This is a genomic window from Plantactinospora sp. B6F1 (assembly GCF_040120695.1).
In the GTDB taxonomy this organism is placed as follows: domain Bacteria; phylum Actinomycetota; class Actinomycetes; order Mycobacteriales; family Micromonosporaceae; genus Plantactinospora.
The window spans coordinates 46,002-66,056 of sequence record NZ_JBEEAC010000007.1 but is presented as its reverse complement, the minus strand read 5'-3'; the positions used below and the strand labels follow the sequence as shown (position 1 = coordinate 66,056).

Here is a 20,055-nt window from a genome sequence, read left to right as displayed (position 1 = left end):
ACGGATCCGGCGGGCGCCACGTGGCGTGCCTGTAACTCAGCGGCGGTCGCCGCTGCCGATCTCCCGGCGCTCGGGGCGCGGCTCGACCGGCGGGTGGCCGGGCGAGACCGGCGCCTCGGCCGGCTTCTCGATCGGGTAGAAGAAGCCCCGGATCGCCGGGCCGAGCGCGCCGAGCCGGTTCATCTTCTTCGGTACGACCCAGCCGACGTACTCCAGCTCGCTGTGGCCGTGCTCGTCGGTCGGGCCGAGCGGCTGGTGCACCTCCAGGAACTGTCCGTTCGGGAGCCGGCGGATGATGCCGGTCTCGACGCCGTGCGCGAGTACCTCCCGGTCGTGCTGCTGGAGCCCGAGGCAGATCCGGTAGGTGATGTAGTACGCCAGCGGCGGCACGATGATCAACCCGATCCGGCCCGCCCAGGTCATCGCGTTCAGGCTGATGAAGAACTTCTCCGCGATGACGTCGTTGGCCCCGGAGAGCGTCAGCACCACCCAGAAGGACACCGCCATGGCGCCCAGCGCCGTCCGGCCCGGTACGTCGCGGGGACGCTGGAGCAGGTGGTGGCTGCGGCGGTCCTTGTTGATCCGGGCCTCGATGAACGGGTAGAGCAATGGCACCACGGTCAGGATCCCGGGTAGCACCACGGTCGGCCAGAACAGTGGCGGGATCACGTAGCCGTCACCGATCGGGATGTAGATCTCCCACGGCGGCATCAACCGGGTGGATCCGTCGAGGAACATGACGTACCAGTCGGGCTGGCTCGCCGCCGAGACGACTCCCGCCTCGTACGGGCCGAAGAACCAGATCGGGTTGATCTGCACCAGGCCGCCGAGCAGAGCGATCACCCCGAAGATGATCATGAAGAAGGCGCCCTGCTTGATCGCGTAGCGCGGGAACATCCGTTCGCCGACCACGTTCGCGTTGGTCCGGCCGGGGCCGGGCCACTGGGTGTGCTTCTGCTTGAAGACCAGTCCGAGGTGCACGCTGATCAGGGCCACCAGCAGGGCGGGGATCAGCAGTACGTGCGCGATGAAGAACCGGCTGATGATGATCTCACCGGGGAACTCCCCGGCGAAGATCGACGAGGTCAGCCAGGTGCCGATGACCGGGATGGAGAGCATGATCGCGGAGGCGATCCGCAGGCCGGTGCCGGAGAGGCCGTCGTCCGGGAGCGAGTACCCGGTGAAGCCGGCCAGGAAGCCGACCCAGAAGAGCAGGTACCCGATGATCCAGTTCAGCTCGCGCGGCTTGCGGAACGCTCCGGTGAAGAAGATCCGCATCATGTGCACGATGATCGCGGCCATGAACAGCAGCGCAGACCAGTGGTGCATCTGCCGCATGATCAGGCCGCCGCGGATGTCGAACGAGATGTCCAGCGACGAGGAGTACGCGGCGGACATGTGGGTGCCCTGCAGCGGTCGGAAGCTGCCGTCGTAGACGACCTCGCGCATCGAGGGCTCGAAGAACAGCGTCAGGTAGACGCCGGTCAGCAGCAGCACGATGAAGGAGAAGAGCGCGATCTCGCCCAGCAGGAACGACCAGTGGTCCGGGAAGACCTTGTTCAGCAGGGACCGCAGCGGGGTCGCTACGTGCAACCTGTCGTCGACCTCGCGGGCGGCCTTGCCGGGCACCGCCGCCATGTCCAACCTTCGGCGCTTCATGGCCGCTCCCAGAAGTCTGGCCCTACGGTCTCGGTGAAGTCGGACTTCGCCACGAAGAAGCCCCCCTCGACCGCGAGGGGCAGTTGGGGAAGTCGCCGGTTCGCCGGTCCGAAGATCGGGCGGGCGTTGTCGGTGATCAGGAACTGTGACTGGTGGCAGGGGCAGAGCAGGCGGTTGGTCTGCTGCTCGTAGAGGCTCGCCGGGCAGCCGGCGTGCGTGCAGATCTTGGAGTAGGCGATGTAGTTGCCCCACATGAAGTCCGGCTTGTCCTCCCGGAGGTTCGCCGCCTTCGCGTCGGCGGCGTCAGCCTCCCGCAGGTGGATCAGCAGGACCGGCGAGTCCGCGTACTTGTTGGTGGCGCCGCCCTCGATCCCGGGGTACACGGTGATCTGACCGCCGGGGCTGACGTCCTCCGGGCGTACCGGGGTGCCGTCGTGGTGGGCGAGGTGGATCAACCTGCCGTCCTGCGGCCGCCAGCCGGTGACGAACATCTGGTTGTTCTTGTGGGGTTGCTCGATCAGCCCGCCGATCAGCGGTGCCGCGGCGACCGCACCCACCGGGGCGAGGCCGGCCAGCAGCGAGACGCCCAGCAGCGGCCGGCGTCGTACGCCCATCTCGTCGGCCATGTAGAGCATCGTGTTGCCGGTGAGCTTGCGCTCGTCCTCGTCGACGTGCTCGTCGTGCCGACCCTGGATCGACACCTCCTTGGGCAGGAGCTTCTTGCCCCAGGCGAGGAGACCGAAGCCGACCAGGAGCAGCGCGAGCCCGAGGGTGACGCCGAGCAGCGGGGTGTACAGCACCCCGATCCCGCTCTGGGACTCGTAGTCCCAGGGCCACCAGATGTAGATCGCCAGGAAGGCGGTCCCCAGGAGACCGACGAGGAGGAACATCAGGGTGATGGTCCGGGTCAACCGGCGCTCCGCCTTGGTGCCCGGCACCGGGAACTGCGACTCGTAGTGAACGATCTCGATGTCGTCTCGCCGGGCCCCCTCGAGGACGACGTCGAACCGGGACAACGTTCGGTCGTCCAGGTCGACCGGCGTCCGTCCGGCCCCGTGCGGCTGTCCGTCGTTGGCAGTGCTCATGACTTACCCGCAATCCACAGAGCAGCGAAGATCAGGGCTACCATGCCGACCAGGAAGATCACCAGCGCCTCGGTGGCCGGGCCGTAACGGCCGAGGTTGAACCCGCCGGGATCGTTGTCGGCCTGCACCGTCTCGTTCAGGTACGCGATGATGTCGGCCTTCTGCTCCGGCCGCAGCTGGTTGTCGCCGAAGACCGGCATGTTCTGCGGTCCGGTCAGCATCGCGGCGTAGATCTGCCGGTCGGTCGCGTCCCGCAGGCTCGGCGCGAACTTCCCGGACGAGAGGGCGCCGCCGCCACCGCCGTAGGCGTGGCAGGAGGAGCAGTTGATCCGGAACAGCCGGCCCCCCTCGGCCGCGTCCCCGCCACGGTGCAGGTTCTCGCCCTCGGGGAGCTGCGGCCCACCGCCCAGTTCCTGCACGTACTGCGCGAGCTGCTGGGTCTCTTCCTCGTTGAAGACCCGCGGCTTCGCCTCGGCCTGGGCCTCCTGCCGGGCCATCGGCATCCGGCCGGTGCCCACCTGGAACTCCACGGAGGCGGCGCCGACGCCGATCAGACTCGGCCCGCGCCCCTCGATGCCCTGTGCGTTGCGTCCATGGCAGCTCACACAGCTCGTGTCGAAGAGCGCCTTGCCCTCCTGCGCGGCCGAGGTGAGCTGCGGGGTGTCCTGCGCCGAGATGCCCGGTGCGAAGACGGTGTAGGCGCCGCCGGCCAGGATGAGTGCGGCCAGCAGCCGGACTGCGGCGCCCAGTCGACGACGCGCCTTGCCGCGCGGCCTCGACCGCGCGCGGCGAAGCCGCGGGAGCAGCCCGCGGGAGCGGTCGCCGCCGGGGGTGTCAGAAGTCATGGCCTGTGTCCTTAACGGTTTTCTCGACCTTGTCTCAGGGACGGGGCAACGGGGCGGAACGTGACAGCTCCAAGATCACTGAAGCCAGTAGATCATGCCGTAGAGCGCGAGCCAGACCACATCGACGAAGTGCCAGTAGTAGGAGACGACGATCGCCGAGGTGGCCTGTGCCGGGGTGAACCGGCCCATGGTCGTCCGGATCATGAAGATGATGAAGGCGATCAGGCCGCCGCTCACGTGCAGCGCGTGGAAGCCGGTGGTCAGGTAGAAGACCGACCCGTACCCGTCGCCGTTGATCTTCACGCCGTGGCTCACCAGCTCGCGGTACTCGTTGAGCTGACCGAGGACGAAGACCAGGCCCATCAGGAACGTGATCGTGAACCAGCGACGCAGTGCGTGCACGTCACCCCGCTCGGCGGCGAAGACCCCGATCTGGCAGGTGACCGAGGAGAGCACCAGGATCACCGTGAAGGTCGTCGCGTACGGGATGTTGAGCACCTCGGTGTGCTTCTCCCACTGCTCGGGCGCTGCCGCCCGGATGGAGAAGTACATCGCGAAGAGCGCCGCGAAGAACATGAGTTCGCTCGAGAGCCACACGATCGTCCCGACGCTGACCATGTTGGGTCGGGTCAGCGAGTGGATCCGGCTCTTGTCAATGGCTGAGGCCGCAGTCACGCGGTCATTATTGCCCCTGACCGGCATCGGCGATCCTCGGGGTGGCCCAACTGCCTCGTCGGACGGGGTGACGTCCCCCGCCCGGTTGGTCTGGCCTAGCCTGAAAACGTGCTGCACCTCGATCCCGGTACCGCCTCGGCGGTGCCCCCGGCACCGGCCGTTCTCGCCGGTGGGGGCACCGAGACGGCACCGTTCACCGTCTCGACCATCTTCACCGAGGCGACGCTGAACAGCTGGCTCGCCGTCGTCCTGGTGCTGGCCGCCGCCTGCTACCTGTACGGCGTGCACCGGCTGCGGGTGCGCGGGCACTCCTGGCCGGTGTCGCGCACCGTGTTCTTCCTCGGGCCGGGGCTGGGCGGGATCGCCTCGGTGACGCTCACCGGGCTGGGCGCGTACGACACCACCCTGCTGTCGGTACACATGATCCAGCACATGGTGCTGTCGATGGTCGCGCCGATCTTCCTCGCGCTGGGTGCCCCGGTGACGCTGGCGCTGCGTACCCTCGGCAAGGCGCCCCGGCGGCGGCTGCTCGCCGTGCTGCACAGCCGGGTGGCGAAGGTCCTCTCCTTCCCGCTCTACGCCTACGCGATCTTCGTGATCAACCCGTTCGTGCTGTACTTCTCCGGGCTCTACCGGCTGACCCTGGAGAACCCGTTCGTCCACGAGGCGGTGCACGCGCACTTCATCCTCACCGGCTGCCTCTTCTTCTGGCCGCTGATCGGGCTCGACCCGCTGCCGGGCCGCTGGCCGTACCCGGCCCGGGCGCTGCTGATGGTGCTCTCGGTGCCGTTCCACACCGTGCTCGGGCTCACAGTCATGCAGAGCAGCACGCTCTTCGGCGGCGACTGGTACCCGTCCCTGGGGCTGACCTGGTCCGATCCGTGGAGCGACCAGGAGGTCGCCGGCGGCATCCTCTGGGCCGGTGGCGAGTTCGTCAGCGTCACGATGCTCGCCGTGCTGGTGGTGCAGTGGGTGCGGCAGTCCGAGCGGGAGGCCCGCCGGATGGACCGGGAGTTGGACCGCCAGGAGGCCCGGGAGCGCGCCGCCGGCACCCCGGTGTAACGGCCCGGGCCGGGGCGACGTCCGGCGCGGCGGACGTCCCGGGATTCGGGCGGTGCCACCCCCGGAGGCCGGGCGGGCCGGTCGGGGCCCGGAGCCGACCGGTACGATCGGCGGGCAGCTACGAGGTGGGAGCCCAGCGACCGATGAGCGATCGTCAATTCACCGTCCTGCTCTACAGCGACGACCCGGAGGTCCGCGACCGGATGCGGCTCGCGGTCGGCACCCGGCCGGCGGCCGACCTGACCGTCGAGTTCGTCGACGCGGCCAGCTACGACGAGTGCATCCGGCTGGTCGACGACTACGAGATCGACCTGCTGCTGCTCGACGGCGAGGCGACCCCGGCCGGCGGGCTCGGCATCGCCCGGCAGATCAAGGACGACCGGGAGGACGCCCCGCCCACCTGCGTCGTGATCGCCCGCGCCGCCGACCGCTGGCTCGCGGCCTACGCCGAGGTCGACGCCACCCTGGTGCACCCGCTCGACCCGGTGACCACCGGCCAGACCGTGGCCGCCCTGCTCCGCGCCCGCGCCGACGGGGCGGGCGCCCGCTCCTAGGGCTCCGGGAACCGCACAGCACACACCCGCCAACCACCCGCCCCGCCCGGGAGGCCCGCATGGGGGAACGGACCTGGCCCAACCTCCTCGCCGCGCTGCTGCGCGCCGAGGAGCTCTCCACCGCCGACACCGCGTGGGCGATGGGGGAGATCATGTCGGGGTCGGCCACCCCGGTGCAGATCGCCGGGTTCGCCACGGCGCTGCGGGCCAAGGGGGAGACCCCGGTCGAACTGGCCGGCCTGGTCGAGGCGATGCTGGACCGGGCGACCCTGGTGGAGCTGCCCGAGCCGCTGCGGGCCGACGCCGTGGACGTGGTCGGCACCGGTGGTGACCGGGCGCACACCGTCAACATCTCCACCATGACCGCGATGGTGGTGGCCGGTGCCGGGGTGCGCGTCGTCAAGCACGGCAACCGGGCCGCCTCCTCCACCTGCGGGGCCGCGGATCTGCTCGAGTTCCTCGGTGTACCGCTCGACCTGGGGCCGACCGGGGTGGCCCGGTGCGTGACCGAGGTCGGCATCGGGTTCTGTTTCGCCGCCCGGTTCCACCCCGGCATGCGGCACACCGCCGTGCCCCGACGCGAGATGGGTGTGCCGACGGTCTTCAACTTCCTCGGCCCGCTGACCAACCCCGCCCGACCCCGGTCCGGCGCGGTGGGGTGTTTCGACCCCCGGATGGCTCCGGTGATGGCCGAGGTCTTCGCCCGGCGTGACGACTCGGTGCTGGTGATGCGTGGCGAGGACGGGCTGGACGAGTTCAGCACCGCCGCGCCGACCCGGCTGTGGATCGCGCACCAGGGCGGGGTCACCGAGACGGTGGTCGATGCCGCCGACCTCGACCTGCCCCGCTCGGCGCCCGGCGACCTGCGCGGTGGCGACGCCGCCTTCAACGCCGACGTGACCCGCCGGCTGCTGGCCGGCGAGCGTGGCCCGGTCCGGGACGCGGTGCTGGTCAACGCCGCTGCCGCACTGGCGGCGAAGGGCGGGTTCGCCGGCGGGCTGCTGCCGGCCCTGCGGGACGGGCTGGTCCGGGCGGCCGAGTCGATCGACTCCGGCGCCGCCGCCCGTACCCTCGACGGCTGGGTCGAGGTCGCCAAGGCCGCCAGGGCCGACGAACTGTAGCGGCCCGCGCGGGCCCTCCCGGGCGCGGCCACCCCCCGGTACCGGTCCCGGGCGCGGCCTACCCGGCGGATCGACCCACAAACGCGGCGTCCGGTTCGCCCCCGGGTGCCGGTCGGGCGGGGCGTGTCGGACCTGGCCGATCTCGGCTGCCCTGGGTCCGCGTGCGATCGGGTCAACCGGGTATCCCCGAAGTTCAACGACGGAGGGGGGAACAACATGTTGGTCGTCAAACGCTTGGGTGTGCTCGTCTCGATGGCGCTGCTCGGCCTCGTACCGGCGGGAGCCGCGTACGGCGCCGCCGTGGCACCGTCGGGGACGCCGTCGGCCACGCCGTCCGCTTCGCTGTCGGCGCAGGACAAACAGTTCCTGCAGTCGATCCACCAGGTGAACCTCGCGGAGATCGCGACCGGCAACCTGGCCAAGCAGAAGGGGGCGAACCAGGAGGTCAAGGACCTCGGCGGTCGGTTCGTGACGGATCACACCCAGCTCGACCAGAAGGTGCAGAGCGTCGCCTCGGCGGCGTCCCTGACCCTGCCGAACAAGGTGACCAGCGAGCAGCAGGCGGTCATCAATCAGTTGCAGAACGTCACTGGTGCGGACTTCGACACGCAGTGGGTCACTGCCCAGCTGACCGCACACACCCAGGCGATGCAACTGGTGCAGGCCGAGCTGACCCAGGGTTCCGACCCGTCGGCCAAGCAGGTGGCGCAGCAGGCGGCTCCGGTGCTCCAGGCGCACCACCACGCGCTGGTGGCGTTGGCCCAGAGCCTGGGCATCCCGATCCCGGGTGGCACCACGGTGGCACCGAGTCCGGGAGTCAGCTCCGGCGCTCCGTCGCCGGGTGGCACGGTGACGCCGAGCCCGACCATCAGCTAGCCTGCCGCCGCACCGCGGCGGCATGACGGGTCCTCCGGTCACTACTGCTCCGGGGGGCCCGTCGCCGCGCGACCGTGGCTACCGGCCGGGTCGGACCGCGAGGCTACCGGGGCGGCAGCTCCGCGACGAACGCCGCCACCCGGGCGGCGATCGGCGCCGACGCGCGTACCCAGGTGAAGTGGTCGAGTCGGATACCGCTCTCGGCGACGGTGTGCCGGGTACGCCGGATCGGCGCGGCGACCAGCTTGTCGCAGAGGTAGTCGAGAGTCTCGTGCGGGGTGTACTGGTCGTGGTCGACGCTGACCGCCAGCACGGGGGTACGGACCTGCCGGACGGCCGCCTCGGCATCCACCCCGTCGAGCCGGGGAAACCGCCCCGTCCGGGCCGCGTACGCCCAGTCCCGGATCACCCCGCGCGCCTGCCGGCCGCCGAAGCCCCATCCCGGCCAGTAGCCGAGGACGGCCGCGCAGCCGTGCACCAACTGGCTGCCGGTGAGGACCGCGAGGCGACGGCGGCCCGGATACGTCCGCCAGTACGGCAGTCCGACCGCGACCAGGGCCAGCCCGTCGACCTGCGTCGTGGGGTCGAGCGCCAGGTGCAGCAGTGCGGCCTGCCCGCCGAGTGAGTGCCCGAGCAGGATTCGGGTCCGGCCGTCGAGCCGTGGCTTGAGGCTCTCCAGCACCGCGCCGACGTCACCGGCCAGCTCGGCGTAGCCGTATCGGGAGGCGCGGCTCGGTGCCGGGGTGCTGGCGCCGGTGCCCCGCAGGTCGGCCACGACCACGGCGAGGCCGGCGCTGCGGAGGGCGGCGGCGAACGGCGCGTAGTAGCTGGCCCGTACCCCCATCGCCGGCCAGACCACCACGACCGGCGCCTCCGGTGCGCCGACCGGGTCCGGGTAGTTGCGCAGCGCGATCCGGCCCCCGTCGCGGTCGACGAAGGACTCCTCGTACTCCGGCGTCGGATTCTGGTCCGGGGTCCGGTTCTGGTCCGGCCTGCTGGTCATCCGGTGAGCCTACCCACTGACGTTACTGGCGGGTAGCCTCAGTCCGGCTCCAGCGTCGCGACGCCGGTCAGTCCGGGTCGGGGAGGCCGATCGCAAAGGCCTCCTCCAGGTCGTGCTGGGAGTACGCCCGGAAGGCGATGTGCGACTCGGTGCCGACCACGCCCGGCACCTTCGAGATCCGTCCCGCGATCACCTCGGCGATCTGTTCGAACTCGCGTACCCGGACGATCGCGATCAGGTCGACGTGACCGGCGACCGAGTAGACCTCGCTGACGCCGGGCACTGCGGCCAGCGCCTCGGCCACCTCGGGGATCGAGTCGGTGGCGCAGTCGATCAGGACGATCGCGGTGATCACCGGGGTACTCCTCTCGTCGGCGTGCTCGCCGGCACGACCCCGCGCCAGGTGGCGCGGATGCGCTGCGGCTGCCCGCCCATGCTAGAGCGGTGTCGGCAGCCGGGTCGCGATCAGGGTCTGCCGGCAGGACCGTCAGGATGGCGGTGGGAGGCCGGGGTCCGCCGCCGGGGGTCCGGGTCTGCCGCCGGGACGGTCAGGGCGGCACCGACCCGTACCGCGTCGGTCAGGTGCTCGTCCGGCCGGACCAGGCCGCCGGGCCAGACCACACACCGCTCGACGCTGCCCCGGACCACCGCACCGGCGCCGACCACCGCCAGCCGGTGCTCGCCGGTCACCTCGGCGGTCGGGTCGACCAGGCTGCCGCCGCCCGCCGCGTGCAGGTTCGCCGCCAGGTAGTCGGCGGGCGTGCCGGTGTCGAGGTACCGGCCGGGGAACTCCACCACCTCCAGCTCGCCGGCCGACTCGGCGGGGCGCCAGACGGTGCGTACCAGTTCCGCCGGCTCGACCGGCAGGTCGCGGATCCGGGCCCAGGGCAGCAGCGAGAAGCCGGCGAACCGGTGCCGGCCGAAGTCGCCGGGGCGGGGCGGCCCGTCGACCGGTCGGCCGAGCAGCCGTACGGTCGTGCCGTCCCAGCCGGCGAGCAGCGCGGCGATGTCGGGTCCGGGTGGCCTGCCGGGCGCGGCCAGATAGGCGTCGGCGTTTCCGACGAGTACGCCCCGGCCGTCGATCCAGTGCCGCAGGTTGGCCACCCCGCCGGAGGTGCCGAGCGGGTCACCGGGCTCGACCGAGAGCGCAGCCCGGCCGCCCACGTGCCGGACCACCTGGTCACCCAGGTAGCAGGCGTTCACCGCGACGGTCGCCGGAGTGTCGAGGCCGAGCGCCGCCAGCCGGCCGAGCGCCCGATCCAGCAGCGGCACGTTCCCCACCGGACAGAGCGCCTTCGGCAGGTGTTCGGTCAGCGGGCGCAACCGCCGGCCCTCCCCGGCGGCCAGCACCACGGCGCAGACCTCGACCCGGACCCCGAGCGCACCGGCATCACGGGCGCCGGCCCCGAGCGTGTCGGCTCCGAGCGCACCGGCATCGCGGGCGCCGGCCCCGAGCGTGTCGGCTCCGAGCCGGTCGGTCCCGAGCTGGTCGGTCGTGATCCGGGCCGGACCGGGTTGCCGGGCCGGACCGGGGGTTGTGGTCACGATGGTGGTGGGGTGCCGGCCGGGTCGGTCTCGGCGAGGGGGCCGATCCGGTAGTGGGCCAGCAGCCGGGCGGTGGCGGTGCTGAGCGGAGGCAGTTCGTCGAGAGGGTGCCAGGCGGCCTCGTACACCTCGGCACCGTCGACCACCAGTTCGGTGGTCGAGGCCGGGACGCGTACCTCGAAGACCATGTCCACCCAGCCCTTGACGTGTACCACCGCGTTCGGCACGGCCGGCTGGAACTCCGTCAGCGGCAGCTCGATGCCGGTCTCCTCGTGCAGCTCCCGGGCGGCGCCGACCAGCGGCGCCTCGCGGCGCTGGAGCAGTCCGGCCGGGAGCGTCCATCCGCGACCCGGCGGCTGACGCAGCAGTAGGATCCGGCCCGGGGCCGGTGCCTCGGCGTCGTGCACCAGGGTGACCGCGCCGACGATGTACTTCGGCACCGCCAGTCGGACCAACCGGCGGCGCACCCCGAGGGGCAGACGGTAGAAGATCTTGTAGCCGACGGCGCGCGTCGGTGAGCGGTGGGAGATCACCGGACCAGGCTAGTGCGGTGTCCGGGCCCGGCGCGCGACCCGCGCACCCGGTTCACTCCTGGTGGTCCACCATCGCGATCAGCTGCTCGACCACGGCGTCCGGCTCGACCGTCCGGTCGACCACCGCGACCAGCAGGGTCTCCAGGTCGGGATAGCCCTGCTCCTCGGCCAGCCGGCGCAGCGGCAGGTCGTTGGCGAGCCCCCGGTCGTGCTTGCGCAGCGTCAGCCCGATGGTGGCCCGGCCCAGCCGGACCTTGTCGGAGATCGAGATCGCCGGCTCCTGGTGATCGGCGAACCAGCGGTTGATCTGCATCTGCGCGTGCGGTGACTTGACGAAGCCGAGCCACTCCTTGCGCGGCCCGGGTGGTGCGACCGCCAGGTCGAACTCGCCCTGCGCGTCGGTCTCGCTGAAGATCTCGACCACGTCGCCCTCGTCCAGTTCGGACGAGAGCGGGGCCAGCCGACCATTGATCTTCGCGGCGAGGCAGTGGTCGCCGCGGTGCGGGCCCAACTCGTACGCCAGATCGACCGGGGTCGAGCCGGCCGGCAGGACGATCTGCCGCCCCTCGGCGAAGACCTGGATCTGGGCCTCGGCGAGATCGCAGCGCAGCGACTGGAGGAACTGCGCCGGATCGGCGGTGTCCCGCTCCCAGTTGAGTACCCGCTGCAACCAGTCGAGCTGCTCCGGGCTGCCCGCGGCGTCGACGCCCGGCCTGGGGAAGCGGAAGTGGGCGGCGACGCCGTACTCGGCGGACTGGTCCATCGTCCTGGTCCGGATCAGCACCTCGACGATCCGCTCGTTCGGCCCGATCACCGTGGTGTGCAGGGACTTGTAGAGGTTGTTCTTCGGCGCGGCGATGTAGTCCTTGAACCGCCCGGCGACCGGCCGCCAGAGCCCGTGGATCGAGCCGAGCGCGGCGTAGCAGTCGGTGTCCGGGCCGTCCACCACGATGGCGATCCGGGGCAGGTCGAACGGGGTGGTCTGGTCCCGGGCGACGGTGTCCTTCCAGATCGAGTAGTAGTGCCGGTCCCGGCGCCGGACGGTGGAGACGATCTTGTCGCGCCGGAGCACCACCTTGGCCTGGCCCACCACGTCGTCCAGATAGCCGGCCCAGTCCGGCCGGTTGTTCACGTACTCGTCGATCCGGGCGTACGCCTCGGGTTCGAGGTGGCGCAGCACGGCGTCGTCCAGGTCGCGTTTCAACGCCTGGATGCCGAGCCGGTCGCAGAGCGGGACCAGCACCTCCTGGGTGGCTCGGGCGATCCGGGCCCGGGAGGCCAGCGAGCGGGCGTCGAGGGTACGCATGTTGTGCAGCCGGTCCGCGAGCTTGATGATCAGCACCCGGACGTCCTTGCCCGCCGCCACGATCATCTTGCGGATCGTCTCGGCCTCGGCGGCCTTGCCGTAGAACGCCTTGTCGAACTTGGTCACCCCGTCGACCAGGTGCGCCACCTCGCGTCCGAAGTCACCGGTGAGCGCCTGGAGGGTGTAGCGGGTGTCCTCCACGGTGTCGTGCAGCAGGGCGGCGACCAGCGTGACGGTGTCCATTCCCAACTCGGCGCAGAGCTGCGCCACCGCCAGCGGATGGGTGATGTACGGCTCGCCACTCTTGCGGAACTGCCCCCGGTGCATGCTCTCGGCAATGGCGTAGCTGCGGCGCAGCACTCCGACATCGGCGCTGGGGTGCACACTGCGGTGGGCCCGGACCAGCTGGGTCACCGGGTCGTCCTCAGCGGACGGCCAGGACAGCAACGAGCGCAGCCGCCGGCTCAGCGTGATCTCCGGCGGGCGGGCGCTTCCGAAGGCAGCGCCGTGACCGGCCTCGAGGTTCACGCGGAGCCACCTCCTCACTCGCCGCCGCGTCCGGTGCCGACGGACGCGCCGGGACGCCGGTGCGAACGCAAGCCCCGAAATCGGGCAGGACTGCACTTCTCTAACAGCCTAAAGGAGTGAAGGTCGTCCGATCGGTCACTTGCCTATGTGCGTTCGGTCGGGAGTTGTCGCGACGACGCCGCCTCGGCCCGGGCCAGCAGGTCACGGAACCGCCCCGCGCCCCTGGCCGGGGAGGCCCAACCGGCGGAGGCCGCCACCAGTCGGGTCTCCGGGCGCTCCAACCAGGACAGGATGCGTTCGGACTCCTCGGCGGTGGCGTTCGGGACCGGGCCGTGTCCGGGCAGCACCGTCTCGGCGGTGGCCCGGACCAGGTCGAGCACGCCCCGGGGCGGTACGCCCGGGGCGGCGGTGCCGGCCCCGGCGAGCCGGCCGTGCCGGATCACCGCGATCTCCCAACCGCCGTCGGCGGCCCGCCGGGCGGCGGCCAGCTCGCCGATGCTGGTCAGCCCGACCAGGCGTTGCATCCGGACGGTGGCCCGGAGCACCGCCGCCAGCCTGCTCCGGACCACCGCCGCCTCCTCGTAGCGCCGGGCGTCCGAGAGCACCCCGATCCGGGCCAGCAGCGCGTCGACCAGCACCTGCGGGTCGTCGGTCAGGGCGGAGCGGACCGGCTCGACCGCGCGGTGCGCGTACTCCTCGACCGAGATCCGGTGTTCGCAGGGTGCCGGGCAGCGACCCAGCTCGGCCAGCGCGCAGGCCGGGCTGGTGCTGCGCACCGAGAGCCGGGGGGTGCACTGGCGCAGCGGCACCGCGTCGTGCACCCCGGCGGCGGCCAGCTCCGCCGAGCGGCGCGAACCGAACGGGCCGAGATAGGCGGCGTCGTCCGGGCCCAGCGATCGGACCAGGGACAACCGCGGGTACGGCTCCGAGGTCAACTTGAGCCAGACCATCCGCTCCGGAAACTTCGACCGGCGATTGTACGGCGGTGCGTGCGCCGCGATCAGCCGCAACTCCCGTACCTCCGCCTCCAGCGGATGGGCGCACTCGACCGCCTCCACCCGCTCGGCGGCGGCCAGCATCTCCGAGATGCGGGCCCGCTTCTCGGCGGCGGTGAAGTAGCTGCGGACCCGGGTGGCGATGTCGCCGGAGGTGCCGACGTAGAGCGGCCGATCGTCGGCGGCTCGGAAGATGTAGACCCCGGGCACCCTGGGCAGCCCCTCGGCCAGGTGTCGCTTGCGGCGCTGGGTCGGAGTGACCGCCTTGGCGAACTCGATCGCCTCGCCCAGGGTCTCGACCCGGTGCCCGCCGAGCCGGGCGATCAGCCCGTGCAGCACGTCCACGGTGGCGTGCGCGTCGGCCAGCGCCCGGTGGGTCGGCTGGTGCGGGGTGCGGAAGTAGGCCGCCAGGGTGCCGAGCTTGCGGTTGGGCACCTCGTCCCGGGTGAGCACCCGGCGGGCCAGCGCCGCCGTGTCCAGCACCCGGGGGTTCGGCCAGGTGTAGCCGTGCCGGGCGCAGGCGGCCTTGAGGAAACCCACGTCGTACGGGGCGTTGTGCGCGACCAGCACCGCACCCCGGAGGAACTCCAGCAGGCTGGGCAGCACCTCCTCGACCGGCGGGGCGGGCAGCAGCATCGCCTGGGTGATCCCGGTCAGCACCGTGATGAACGGCGGAATCGGCTCACCCGGGTTGACCAGGGTGGCCAGCACCCCCAACTCCTCGCCGCCGCGCACCTTGACCGCGCCGATCTCGGTGATCCCGCCGCCGTCCGGGGCGCCCCCGGTGGTCTCCAGGTCGAGCACCACGAAGGTGGTCTGGCGCAGTGACGTCGCCTCGTCGGACCAGCCGTCCGCGCCGGGAGTGCCGTCCGGCAGGCCGTCCAGAGTGCCCTGGACATATTGAGGTGAGACCACGGCGGGCAGGCTAGGTGGCACGTACGACACTTCCGTATCATCCGTACCACTCGTTACCGGGGCCGACGGGCCGAGATCATCTGAGGTGTTGGGCGATCGGTAGGGTGTCGGTGGGAGACTGGCGGCATGCCCCGCGCCGAACCGTCCGACGACCGCCTCCCGGAGGAGGCGGCGCAGCCTGCGCGCGTCGAGCGTGCTGGCGATCCCGGGCGGGACGGCGGCATCGACGTGCCGCGTCCGGCCGAAGCCGGCACCGACCCGACCGATCCGGAGCGGGCCGGCGGGGATTCAGCTGACCGGACGCGGGCCGACGGGGAGCCGGGTGACCGGGAGCCGGAGCCGACGCTGCCGGAGCCGGTCCGGGCCCGGATCGTCAGCCTGGCCGCTGCCGCACTGCCGACGCTGCCCTCCGACGAACTGCCGCCGCCGCTGCGCCGGGTCGCCAAGTTCGCGCCGAACCGGCGGGCCCGGCTCGGCGGCGGGCCGATCGCCACCCAGCTCGCCGCCGATCCGCTGTTCCGGCAGCGGGTCGCCAGCCGGGTGCTCGCCGAGGCCGGCGAACTGGGATCCGTGGTGGTCTCCGGTGCGAGCCCGGCCGCCGCCGATCCGGTGGAGGTGGCCGCGCTCGCCTACCTGACCCGACCGCCAGGCTGGCGTGATCTGGTCGAGGACGCCGGTGCGGCGGTCCGGGCCGAGGTGGACAGCGCGGTCGTGGCCGAACTGGTCCGGGAGGCCGAGCAGCGGGCGACCCGGGCCGAGCACGACCGCGCGGTGGCGAAGGTCGAGGCCGACAAGCTGCGCGACGAGGTGGCCCGGCTCCGGGAGGAGTTGGGCCAGCTCCGCGAGGAGAACCGGGTGCTCGGTCGGACGCTGCGGGAGACCCAGGCCCAGCAGCGACGGGCGGCCGAGCTGCTGGCGACGGAGAAGGGCCGGGCCAGCCGGGCGGCGGCCGATCACGAGGCGGAGCTGCGCCGGGTACGTGCCCGGTTGGCCGAGGCCGAGGCGACCGCCGGCGCGGTGCGGCAGACCGCCAAGGAGGCCCGCTCGGTGGACGACGCCCGGCTCTGGCTGTTGCTGGAGACGATCGGTCGGGCCGCCGTCGGGCTGCGCCGGGAACTGGCCCTCGATCCGGCCGACCGGCTGCCGGCCGACTACGTCGCCGACACGTTCGCCGAGCGTCCGGCCACGGCCAACTCGGCCCGGGCGCTGGACGCCGACGACCCGGCCCGGCTGGACGAACTGCTGGCGCTGCCCCGGGCACACCTGCTGGTCGACGGCTACAACGTCACCAAGCGCGGCTTCGGGGACATGTCCCTGGAGCAGCAGCGCAAGCGCCTGATCACCGGGCTGGGCGGCATCGCGGCGCAGACCGGTGACGAGGTGACGGTCGTCTTCGACGGTGCCGAGCGGGTGCACGGGCTGCCGCCCGCGCCGCGCGGGGTGAGGGTGCTGTTCTCCCGGAAGGGCGAGACCGCCGACGACCTGATCCGCCGGCTGGTCCGGGCCGAGCCGGCCGGCCGGCCGGTCGTGGTGGTCTCCTCCGACCGCGAGGTCGCCGACGGGGTGCGTCGGCACGGCGCCTATCCGCTCGGTGCGGACTCTCTGCTGCGCCGGCTCGCCCGTTCCTGAGCGGTCGCGCGGGACCCGCCCGACCCTTTGTCCGTTGATCATCCGGATGGGGGCGTTGGGTGGCAACGGCGGTTTTGTCGTACCCCCGTTCTAGCGTCGGTGTCACGGATGGTGGCCAGGTCATGACACCACCGTCCCCGGTTGCTGTGAGGAGTGCGCAGATGCTCATCGACTGCGACAGTTGCCCCCTGCGGGGCGCGGCCTGTTCCGGGTGCCTGGTGAGTGCCCTGCTGGACCAGCCGCCCGGGCAGGCCGCGCTGACCGCCGACGAGATGCACGCGATCGAGGTCTTCACCCGGGCCGGCTTCGACGTCGAGATCCTGGACGCCCCGGTCTCGGCGCCTACCCGGCTCGCCAGCCGGCGTCGGCGCAGACGGGTCGCGTAGGCCGTCGGCCGACTCCGCCCCGCGTCGCCGGCCAGGTGGCCCCGACCTCGGCCTGTTCGAGTCGGCCGGGGATGGTCGACCCGGCCGAGGGTCCCGGCGACCGGTCCGGCATAGGATTGGCCCCGCGATCGGGCCGGCGAAGGGCGGAGCGGATGACCGAGCGGGTACGGACGGCGACATGACGCCGCGGGCCTGGGCCGGGCTGACCCTCGTCGCCCTCGTCGTGCTGCTCGTCGCCGCCACCGCGCTGCTGGTGCCGTGGCACCGCCCGCCCGCCCCCCGCGCCGACCAACTCGCCGCGCTGGACGAGCTGGATCCGGCCGATGTCGCCCGGGGGCGGTCCTTCGGCGCGGCGCTGCGCCCGGGTGGCTACGGCGCCCTGGTCGTCGGGCTGGTGGTCGCCCTGCTACTCGGCCTCACCCCGCTGGGCGCGAAGCTGGTCGCCCTGGTCGGGCGCCCCTTCGGCGACAACTGGATCGCCCAGGCCGTGCTCGGTGGTCTGGCCGTGGTGCTGGTGGCCGACCTGGTCACCCTGCCGTTCGCCGCCTGGCGGCATGCGGTGGTGGCCCGCTACGGGCTCTCCACCCAGGGCTGGGGGGGCTGGACGGTCGACCTGCTCAAGTCGTACGCGGTCAGCGCCGTGATCGGCGCGGTGGCGCTGCTCGGTTTCTACACGGTGACCCGGCTGGCCCCGAGCTGGTGGTGGGCGTTCGGGGCGGCCGGCGCGGCGGTGCTGGTCACGCTCCTCTCCTTCGTACTGCCGGTGCTGGTGGAGCCGATCTTCAACCGGTTCACCCCGATGGAGCCGGGGCCGCTGCGCACCGAGTTGATGACATTGGCCGACGCCGACGGCGTACCGGTGAAGGACGTGCTGGTCGCGGACGCGTCGCGGCGGACCCGGGCGGTCAACGCGTACGTCTCCGGGTTCGGGCCGACCCGACGGATCGTCGTCTACGACACCCTGCTGCGGGAGGCGCCGCCGGCCGAGGTGGCCGCCGTGGTCGCGCACGAGCTGGGCCACGCCAAGGACCGGGACGTGCTGACCGGCACCCTCACCGGCGCGCTCGGCGCGGCGGCGGCGGTCGTCGCGCTCTATCTGCTCGGCTCCTCGGGGGCGCTGCTGCGGGCCGCCGGAGTCGACTCGGTGGCCGAGCCACGAGCGTTTCCGCTGCTGCTCGCCCTGGTGACGGTGGCCGGCCTGCTGGCGGCACCGGCCCAGGCCTGGGTCTCCCGGCAGGTCGAGGCGCGGGCCGACGCGCACGCCCTGGCGCTGACCGGTGATCCGGCGTCCTTCGAGGCGATGCAGCGGCGGCTCTCCAGCGTCAACCTCGCCGACCCCGATCCGCCCCGGTGGGAGTACCTCTTCCGGGCGAGTCACCCATCCACAGTGGAGCGCATGGCCGCGGCCCGCGCGTACGCCCGAGGAGCCGGCGGTTGACCAGGACTCTGCTCGTCACCAACGACTTTCCGCCGCGGCCCGGTGGCATCCAGTCCTTCGTGCACGGCCTCGCGGTCCGGCAGCCGGCCGGATCGGTGGTGGTCTACGCCTCCACCTGGCGCGGCGCCGACAAGTTCGACGCCGACCAGCCGTTCGAGGTGGTCCGCGAACCGACCGGCGTGCTGCTGCCGACCCGGCGCGTCGCCCGGCGGGCGGCGGAGCTGGCCCGGGCGTACGACTGCGACACCGTCTGGTTCGGCGCGGCGGCCCCGTTGGGGCTGCTCGCCGCCGGGCTGCGCCGCCGGACCGGCATCGCCCGGGCGGTGGCGCAGACCCACGGGCACGAGGTCGGCTGGGCGGCGCTGCCGGGTGCCCGTGCGGCGCTGCGTCGGATCGGTGACGGCGTCGACGTCACCACCTATCTGGGGGAGTACACGCGCGTCCGGCTGGACCGGGTGCTGCGCGGCCGCACCGAGCTGCGCCGGCTGGCTCCCGGGGTGGACGTGGACGTCTACCACCCGGACGTGGACGGGTCCGAGGTGCGCGCCCGGCACGGCCTCGTCGACCGGCCGGTGGTGGTCTGCGTCTCCCGGCTGGTGCCGCGCAAGGGGCAGGACGCGCTGATCCGGGCATGGGCGGAGATCCGTCGCCGGGTGTCGGGGGCGGCGCTGCTCGTGGTCGGCGGTGGGCCGTACCGGGGGACGCTGGAGAAGCTCGCCCGTCGGGCCGGAGTCGCCGCCGACGTGGTCTTCACCGGTTCGGTGCCGACCGCCGAACTGCCGGCGCACTACGCGGCCGGAGACGTCTACGCGATGCCGTGCCGCACCCGCAACGGCGGGCTCGACGTGGAGGGTCTGGGCATCGTCTATCTGGAGGCGTCCGCTACCGGGCTGCCGGTGGTGGCCGGGAACTCCGGCGGCGCTCCGGACGCGGTCCGGGAGGGCGAGACCGGGTACGTCGTCGACGGCCGGAACGTCGGCCAGCTCGCCGACCGGGTGGCGAGGCTGCTCGCCGACCCGGAGCTGGCCCGCCGGATGGGTGCCGCCGGCCGCGCCTGGGTGGAACGGGAGTGGCGCTGGGAGCGGCAGGCGCGACGGATGACGGAGCTGCTGGCCGGCTGACATCGCTCGGGCTGGGTGCCGTCAGCCGGGGTCGATGGTGCCGGGTGGGGTGCCGGGCCAGGTCAGCGGCGTACCGCTGGCACCGGACCGGCACTCCGGCCGGTGGTCAGAACTTCGGGGCGTCCGGTGCTTCGAGCAGGCCCAGCCGGAGTGCGGTCATCAGGGCCTGGGCCCGGTTGGCCGCGCCGAGCTTCTCGTAGAGCTTCGAGATGTGCGTCTTGGCCGTCGACTCGCTGACGAAGAGCTGCTTGGCGATGCCGGCGACACTCATCCCGTCGGCCAGCAGGCGCAGCACCTGCCCCTCCCGCGGCGAGAGCTGCGGACCGGACGGGGCGAGCCGGCGCTTCATCGCCTCGGCCAGGTCGGCGGCGGTGAACGCACTCGGCGAGGAGGCCGCGTGCCGGGCGGCGGCGACGACCTCGTCGGCGGGGGCGGTCTTCGGTACGAAGGCGCTGGCGCCGGCCTCGAGGGCGCCGAAGAGCTGGTCGTCGCCCGCGTACATGGTGAGCACCACGATTCCCATGGTGGCGCTGGACTTGCGAAGGGCCCGGGTCGCCTCCAGTCCACTGCCGTCGGGAAGTCGGAGATCCATGATCACTACATCGGGTTGCAGGGCGCCGGCCTGGCGGACCCCCTCGGCGGCGGTGGCGGCCTCGCCGACGACCTCGAACTGCCGATCCCGCTCGAACGCGTGCCGCAGGCCCTTACGGATCAGGTCGTGATCGTCGACGAGCAGGACCTTGGTCCGAGTGGTCGGCGTGGGGCTGGTGGTCATGCTC

General features: G+C 72.4%; 19 protein-coding genes. 8 read left to right on the top strand and 11 right to left on the bottom strand.

Going from position 1 to position 20,055, the window contains the following annotated elements:
• Positions 1 to 36: 36 nt before the first annotated feature.
• From qcrB to ctaE, 4 genes are all read right to left on the bottom strand, one after another.
• Positions 37 to 1,659, bottom strand: a complete 1,623-nt coding sequence (gene qcrB / locus ABNF97_RS12225) for a cytochrome bc1 complex cytochrome b subunit (RefSeq protein ID WP_130460786.1) — start codon at positions 1,657 to 1,659, stop codon at positions 37 to 39.
• The gene (gene qcrA, locus ABNF97_RS12220) at positions 1,656 to 2,744 is read right to left on the bottom strand and encodes a cytochrome bc1 complex Rieske iron-sulfur subunit (protein ID WP_130460785.1); all 1,089 of its coding nucleotides are present in this window, start codon (positions 2,742 to 2,744) and stop codon (positions 1,656 to 1,658) included. Before qcrA ends, qcrB begins: the two co-directional genes overlap by 4 nt.
• Positions 2,741 to 3,589: a cytochrome bc1 complex diheme cytochrome c subunit gene (gene qcrC / locus ABNF97_RS12215; RefSeq protein WP_130460784.1), complete on the bottom strand. Its 849-nt coding sequence runs from the start codon at positions 3,587 to 3,589 to the stop codon at positions 2,741 to 2,743. The genes qcrA and qcrC overlap by 4 nt, the downstream gene beginning before the upstream one ends.
• Positions 3,590 to 3,664: 75 nt before the next feature.
• On the bottom strand, positions 3,665 to 4,264 hold the full coding sequence (gene ctaE / locus ABNF97_RS12210; protein WP_207230392.1) for an aa3-type cytochrome oxidase subunit III: 600 nt from the start codon (positions 4,262 to 4,264) through the stop codon (positions 3,665 to 3,667).
• A 108-nt stretch (positions 4,265 to 4,372) separates the two neighbouring features.
• Here ctaE and ABNF97_RS12205 point away from each other — a divergent pair, with 108 nt between their 5' ends.
• The 4 genes from ABNF97_RS12205 to ABNF97_RS12190 all read left to right on the top strand — a co-directional run bounded on the left by ABNF97_RS12205 (position 4,373) and on the right by ABNF97_RS12190 (position 7,877).
• The gene (locus ABNF97_RS12205; protein WP_130460783.1) at positions 4,373 to 5,326 is read left to right on the top strand and encodes a cytochrome c oxidase assembly protein; all 954 of its coding nucleotides are present in this window, start codon (positions 4,373 to 4,375) and stop codon (positions 5,324 to 5,326) included.
• 143 nt (positions 5,327 to 5,469) lie between these two features.
• Positions 5,470 to 5,880: a response regulator gene (locus ABNF97_RS12200; RefSeq protein WP_130460782.1), complete on the top strand. Its 411-nt coding sequence runs from the start codon at positions 5,470 to 5,472 to the stop codon at positions 5,878 to 5,880.
• Between the two features lie 59 nt (positions 5,881 to 5,939).
• Positions 5,940 to 7,001 (top strand): anthranilate phosphoribosyltransferase, encoded by a 1,062-nt coding sequence (trpD, locus tag ABNF97_RS12195; protein ID WP_130460781.1) that lies wholly within the window; start codon positions 5,940 to 5,942, stop codon positions 6,999 to 7,001.
• Between the two features lie 216 nt (positions 7,002 to 7,217).
• Positions 7,218 to 7,877, top strand: a complete 660-nt coding sequence (locus tag ABNF97_RS12190; protein ID WP_130460780.1) for a DUF4142 domain-containing protein — start codon at positions 7,218 to 7,220, stop codon at positions 7,875 to 7,877.
• 103 nt (positions 7,878 to 7,980) lie between these two features.
• Here ABNF97_RS12190 and ABNF97_RS12185 read toward each other — a convergent pair whose 3' ends face one another.
• The 6 genes from ABNF97_RS12185 to ABNF97_RS12160 all read right to left on the bottom strand — a co-directional run bounded on the left by ABNF97_RS12185 (position 7,981) and on the right by ABNF97_RS12160 (position 14,702).
• Positions 7,981 to 8,880, bottom strand: a complete 900-nt coding sequence (locus ABNF97_RS12185) for an alpha/beta hydrolase family protein (protein ID WP_349338592.1) — start codon at positions 8,878 to 8,880, stop codon at positions 7,981 to 7,983.
• Positions 8,881 to 8,947: 67 nt separating this feature from the next.
• Positions 8,948 to 9,235, bottom strand: coding sequence for an Lrp/AsnC ligand binding domain-containing protein (locus ABNF97_RS12180; protein ID WP_130460778.1), 288 nt, complete (start codon positions 9,233 to 9,235; stop codon positions 8,948 to 8,950).
• Positions 9,236 to 9,345: 110 nt separating this feature from the next.
• Positions 9,346 to 10,233 (bottom strand): nucleotidyltransferase family protein, encoded by an 888-nt coding sequence (locus ABNF97_RS12175; protein WP_349338690.1) that lies wholly within the window; start codon positions 10,231 to 10,233, stop codon positions 9,346 to 9,348.
• A 188-nt stretch (positions 10,234 to 10,421) separates the two neighbouring features.
• Positions 10,422 to 10,958 (bottom strand): NUDIX hydrolase, encoded by a 537-nt coding sequence (locus ABNF97_RS12170; RefSeq protein WP_486484463.1) that lies wholly within the window; start codon positions 10,956 to 10,958, stop codon positions 10,422 to 10,424.
• A 52-nt stretch (positions 10,959 to 11,010) separates the two neighbouring features.
• Positions 11,011 to 12,792, bottom strand: a complete 1,782-nt coding sequence (locus ABNF97_RS12165; protein ID WP_130460777.1) for an HD domain-containing protein — start codon at positions 12,790 to 12,792, stop codon at positions 11,011 to 11,013.
• A 143-nt stretch (positions 12,793 to 12,935) separates the two neighbouring features.
• On the bottom strand, positions 12,936 to 14,702 hold the full coding sequence (locus tag ABNF97_RS12160; protein WP_130460776.1) for a DEDD exonuclease domain-containing protein: 1,767 nt from the start codon (positions 14,700 to 14,702) through the stop codon (positions 12,936 to 12,938).
• 126 nt (positions 14,703 to 14,828) lie between these two features.
• On the opposite strand from ABNF97_RS12160, the gene ABNF97_RS12155 reads away from it, so the two are divergent.
• From ABNF97_RS12155 to ABNF97_RS12140, 4 genes are all read left to right on the top strand, one after another.
• The gene (locus ABNF97_RS12155) at positions 14,829 to 16,331 is read left to right on the top strand and encodes an NYN domain-containing protein (protein WP_130460775.1); all 1,503 of its coding nucleotides are present in this window, start codon (positions 14,829 to 14,831) and stop codon (positions 16,329 to 16,331) included.
• 161 nt (positions 16,332 to 16,492) lie between these two features.
• Entirely contained in the window at positions 16,493 to 16,717 is a 225-nt protein-coding gene (locus tag ABNF97_RS12150) for a hypothetical protein (protein WP_130460774.1), read from the top strand.
• Positions 16,718 to 16,895: 178 nt separating this feature from the next.
• The gene (locus ABNF97_RS12145) at positions 16,896 to 18,155 is read left to right on the top strand and encodes a M48 family metallopeptidase (RefSeq protein ID WP_349338591.1); all 1,260 of its coding nucleotides are present in this window, start codon (positions 16,896 to 16,898) and stop codon (positions 18,153 to 18,155) included.
• Positions 18,152 to 19,276 carry a glycosyltransferase family 4 protein gene (locus tag ABNF97_RS12140; protein WP_349338590.1) on the top strand — a complete coding sequence of 375 codons (1,125 nt, stop codon included), beginning with the start codon at positions 18,152 to 18,154 and terminating at the stop codon, positions 19,274 to 19,276. Before ABNF97_RS12145 ends, ABNF97_RS12140 begins: the two co-directional genes overlap by 4 nt.
• A 106-nt stretch (positions 19,277 to 19,382) precedes the next feature.
• Here ABNF97_RS12140 and ABNF97_RS12135 read toward each other — a convergent pair whose 3' ends face one another.
• Positions 19,383 to 20,051, bottom strand: a complete 669-nt coding sequence (locus ABNF97_RS12135) for a response regulator transcription factor (RefSeq protein WP_130460771.1) — start codon at positions 20,049 to 20,051, stop codon at positions 19,383 to 19,385.
• Positions 20,052 to 20,055 lie beyond the last annotated feature (4 nt).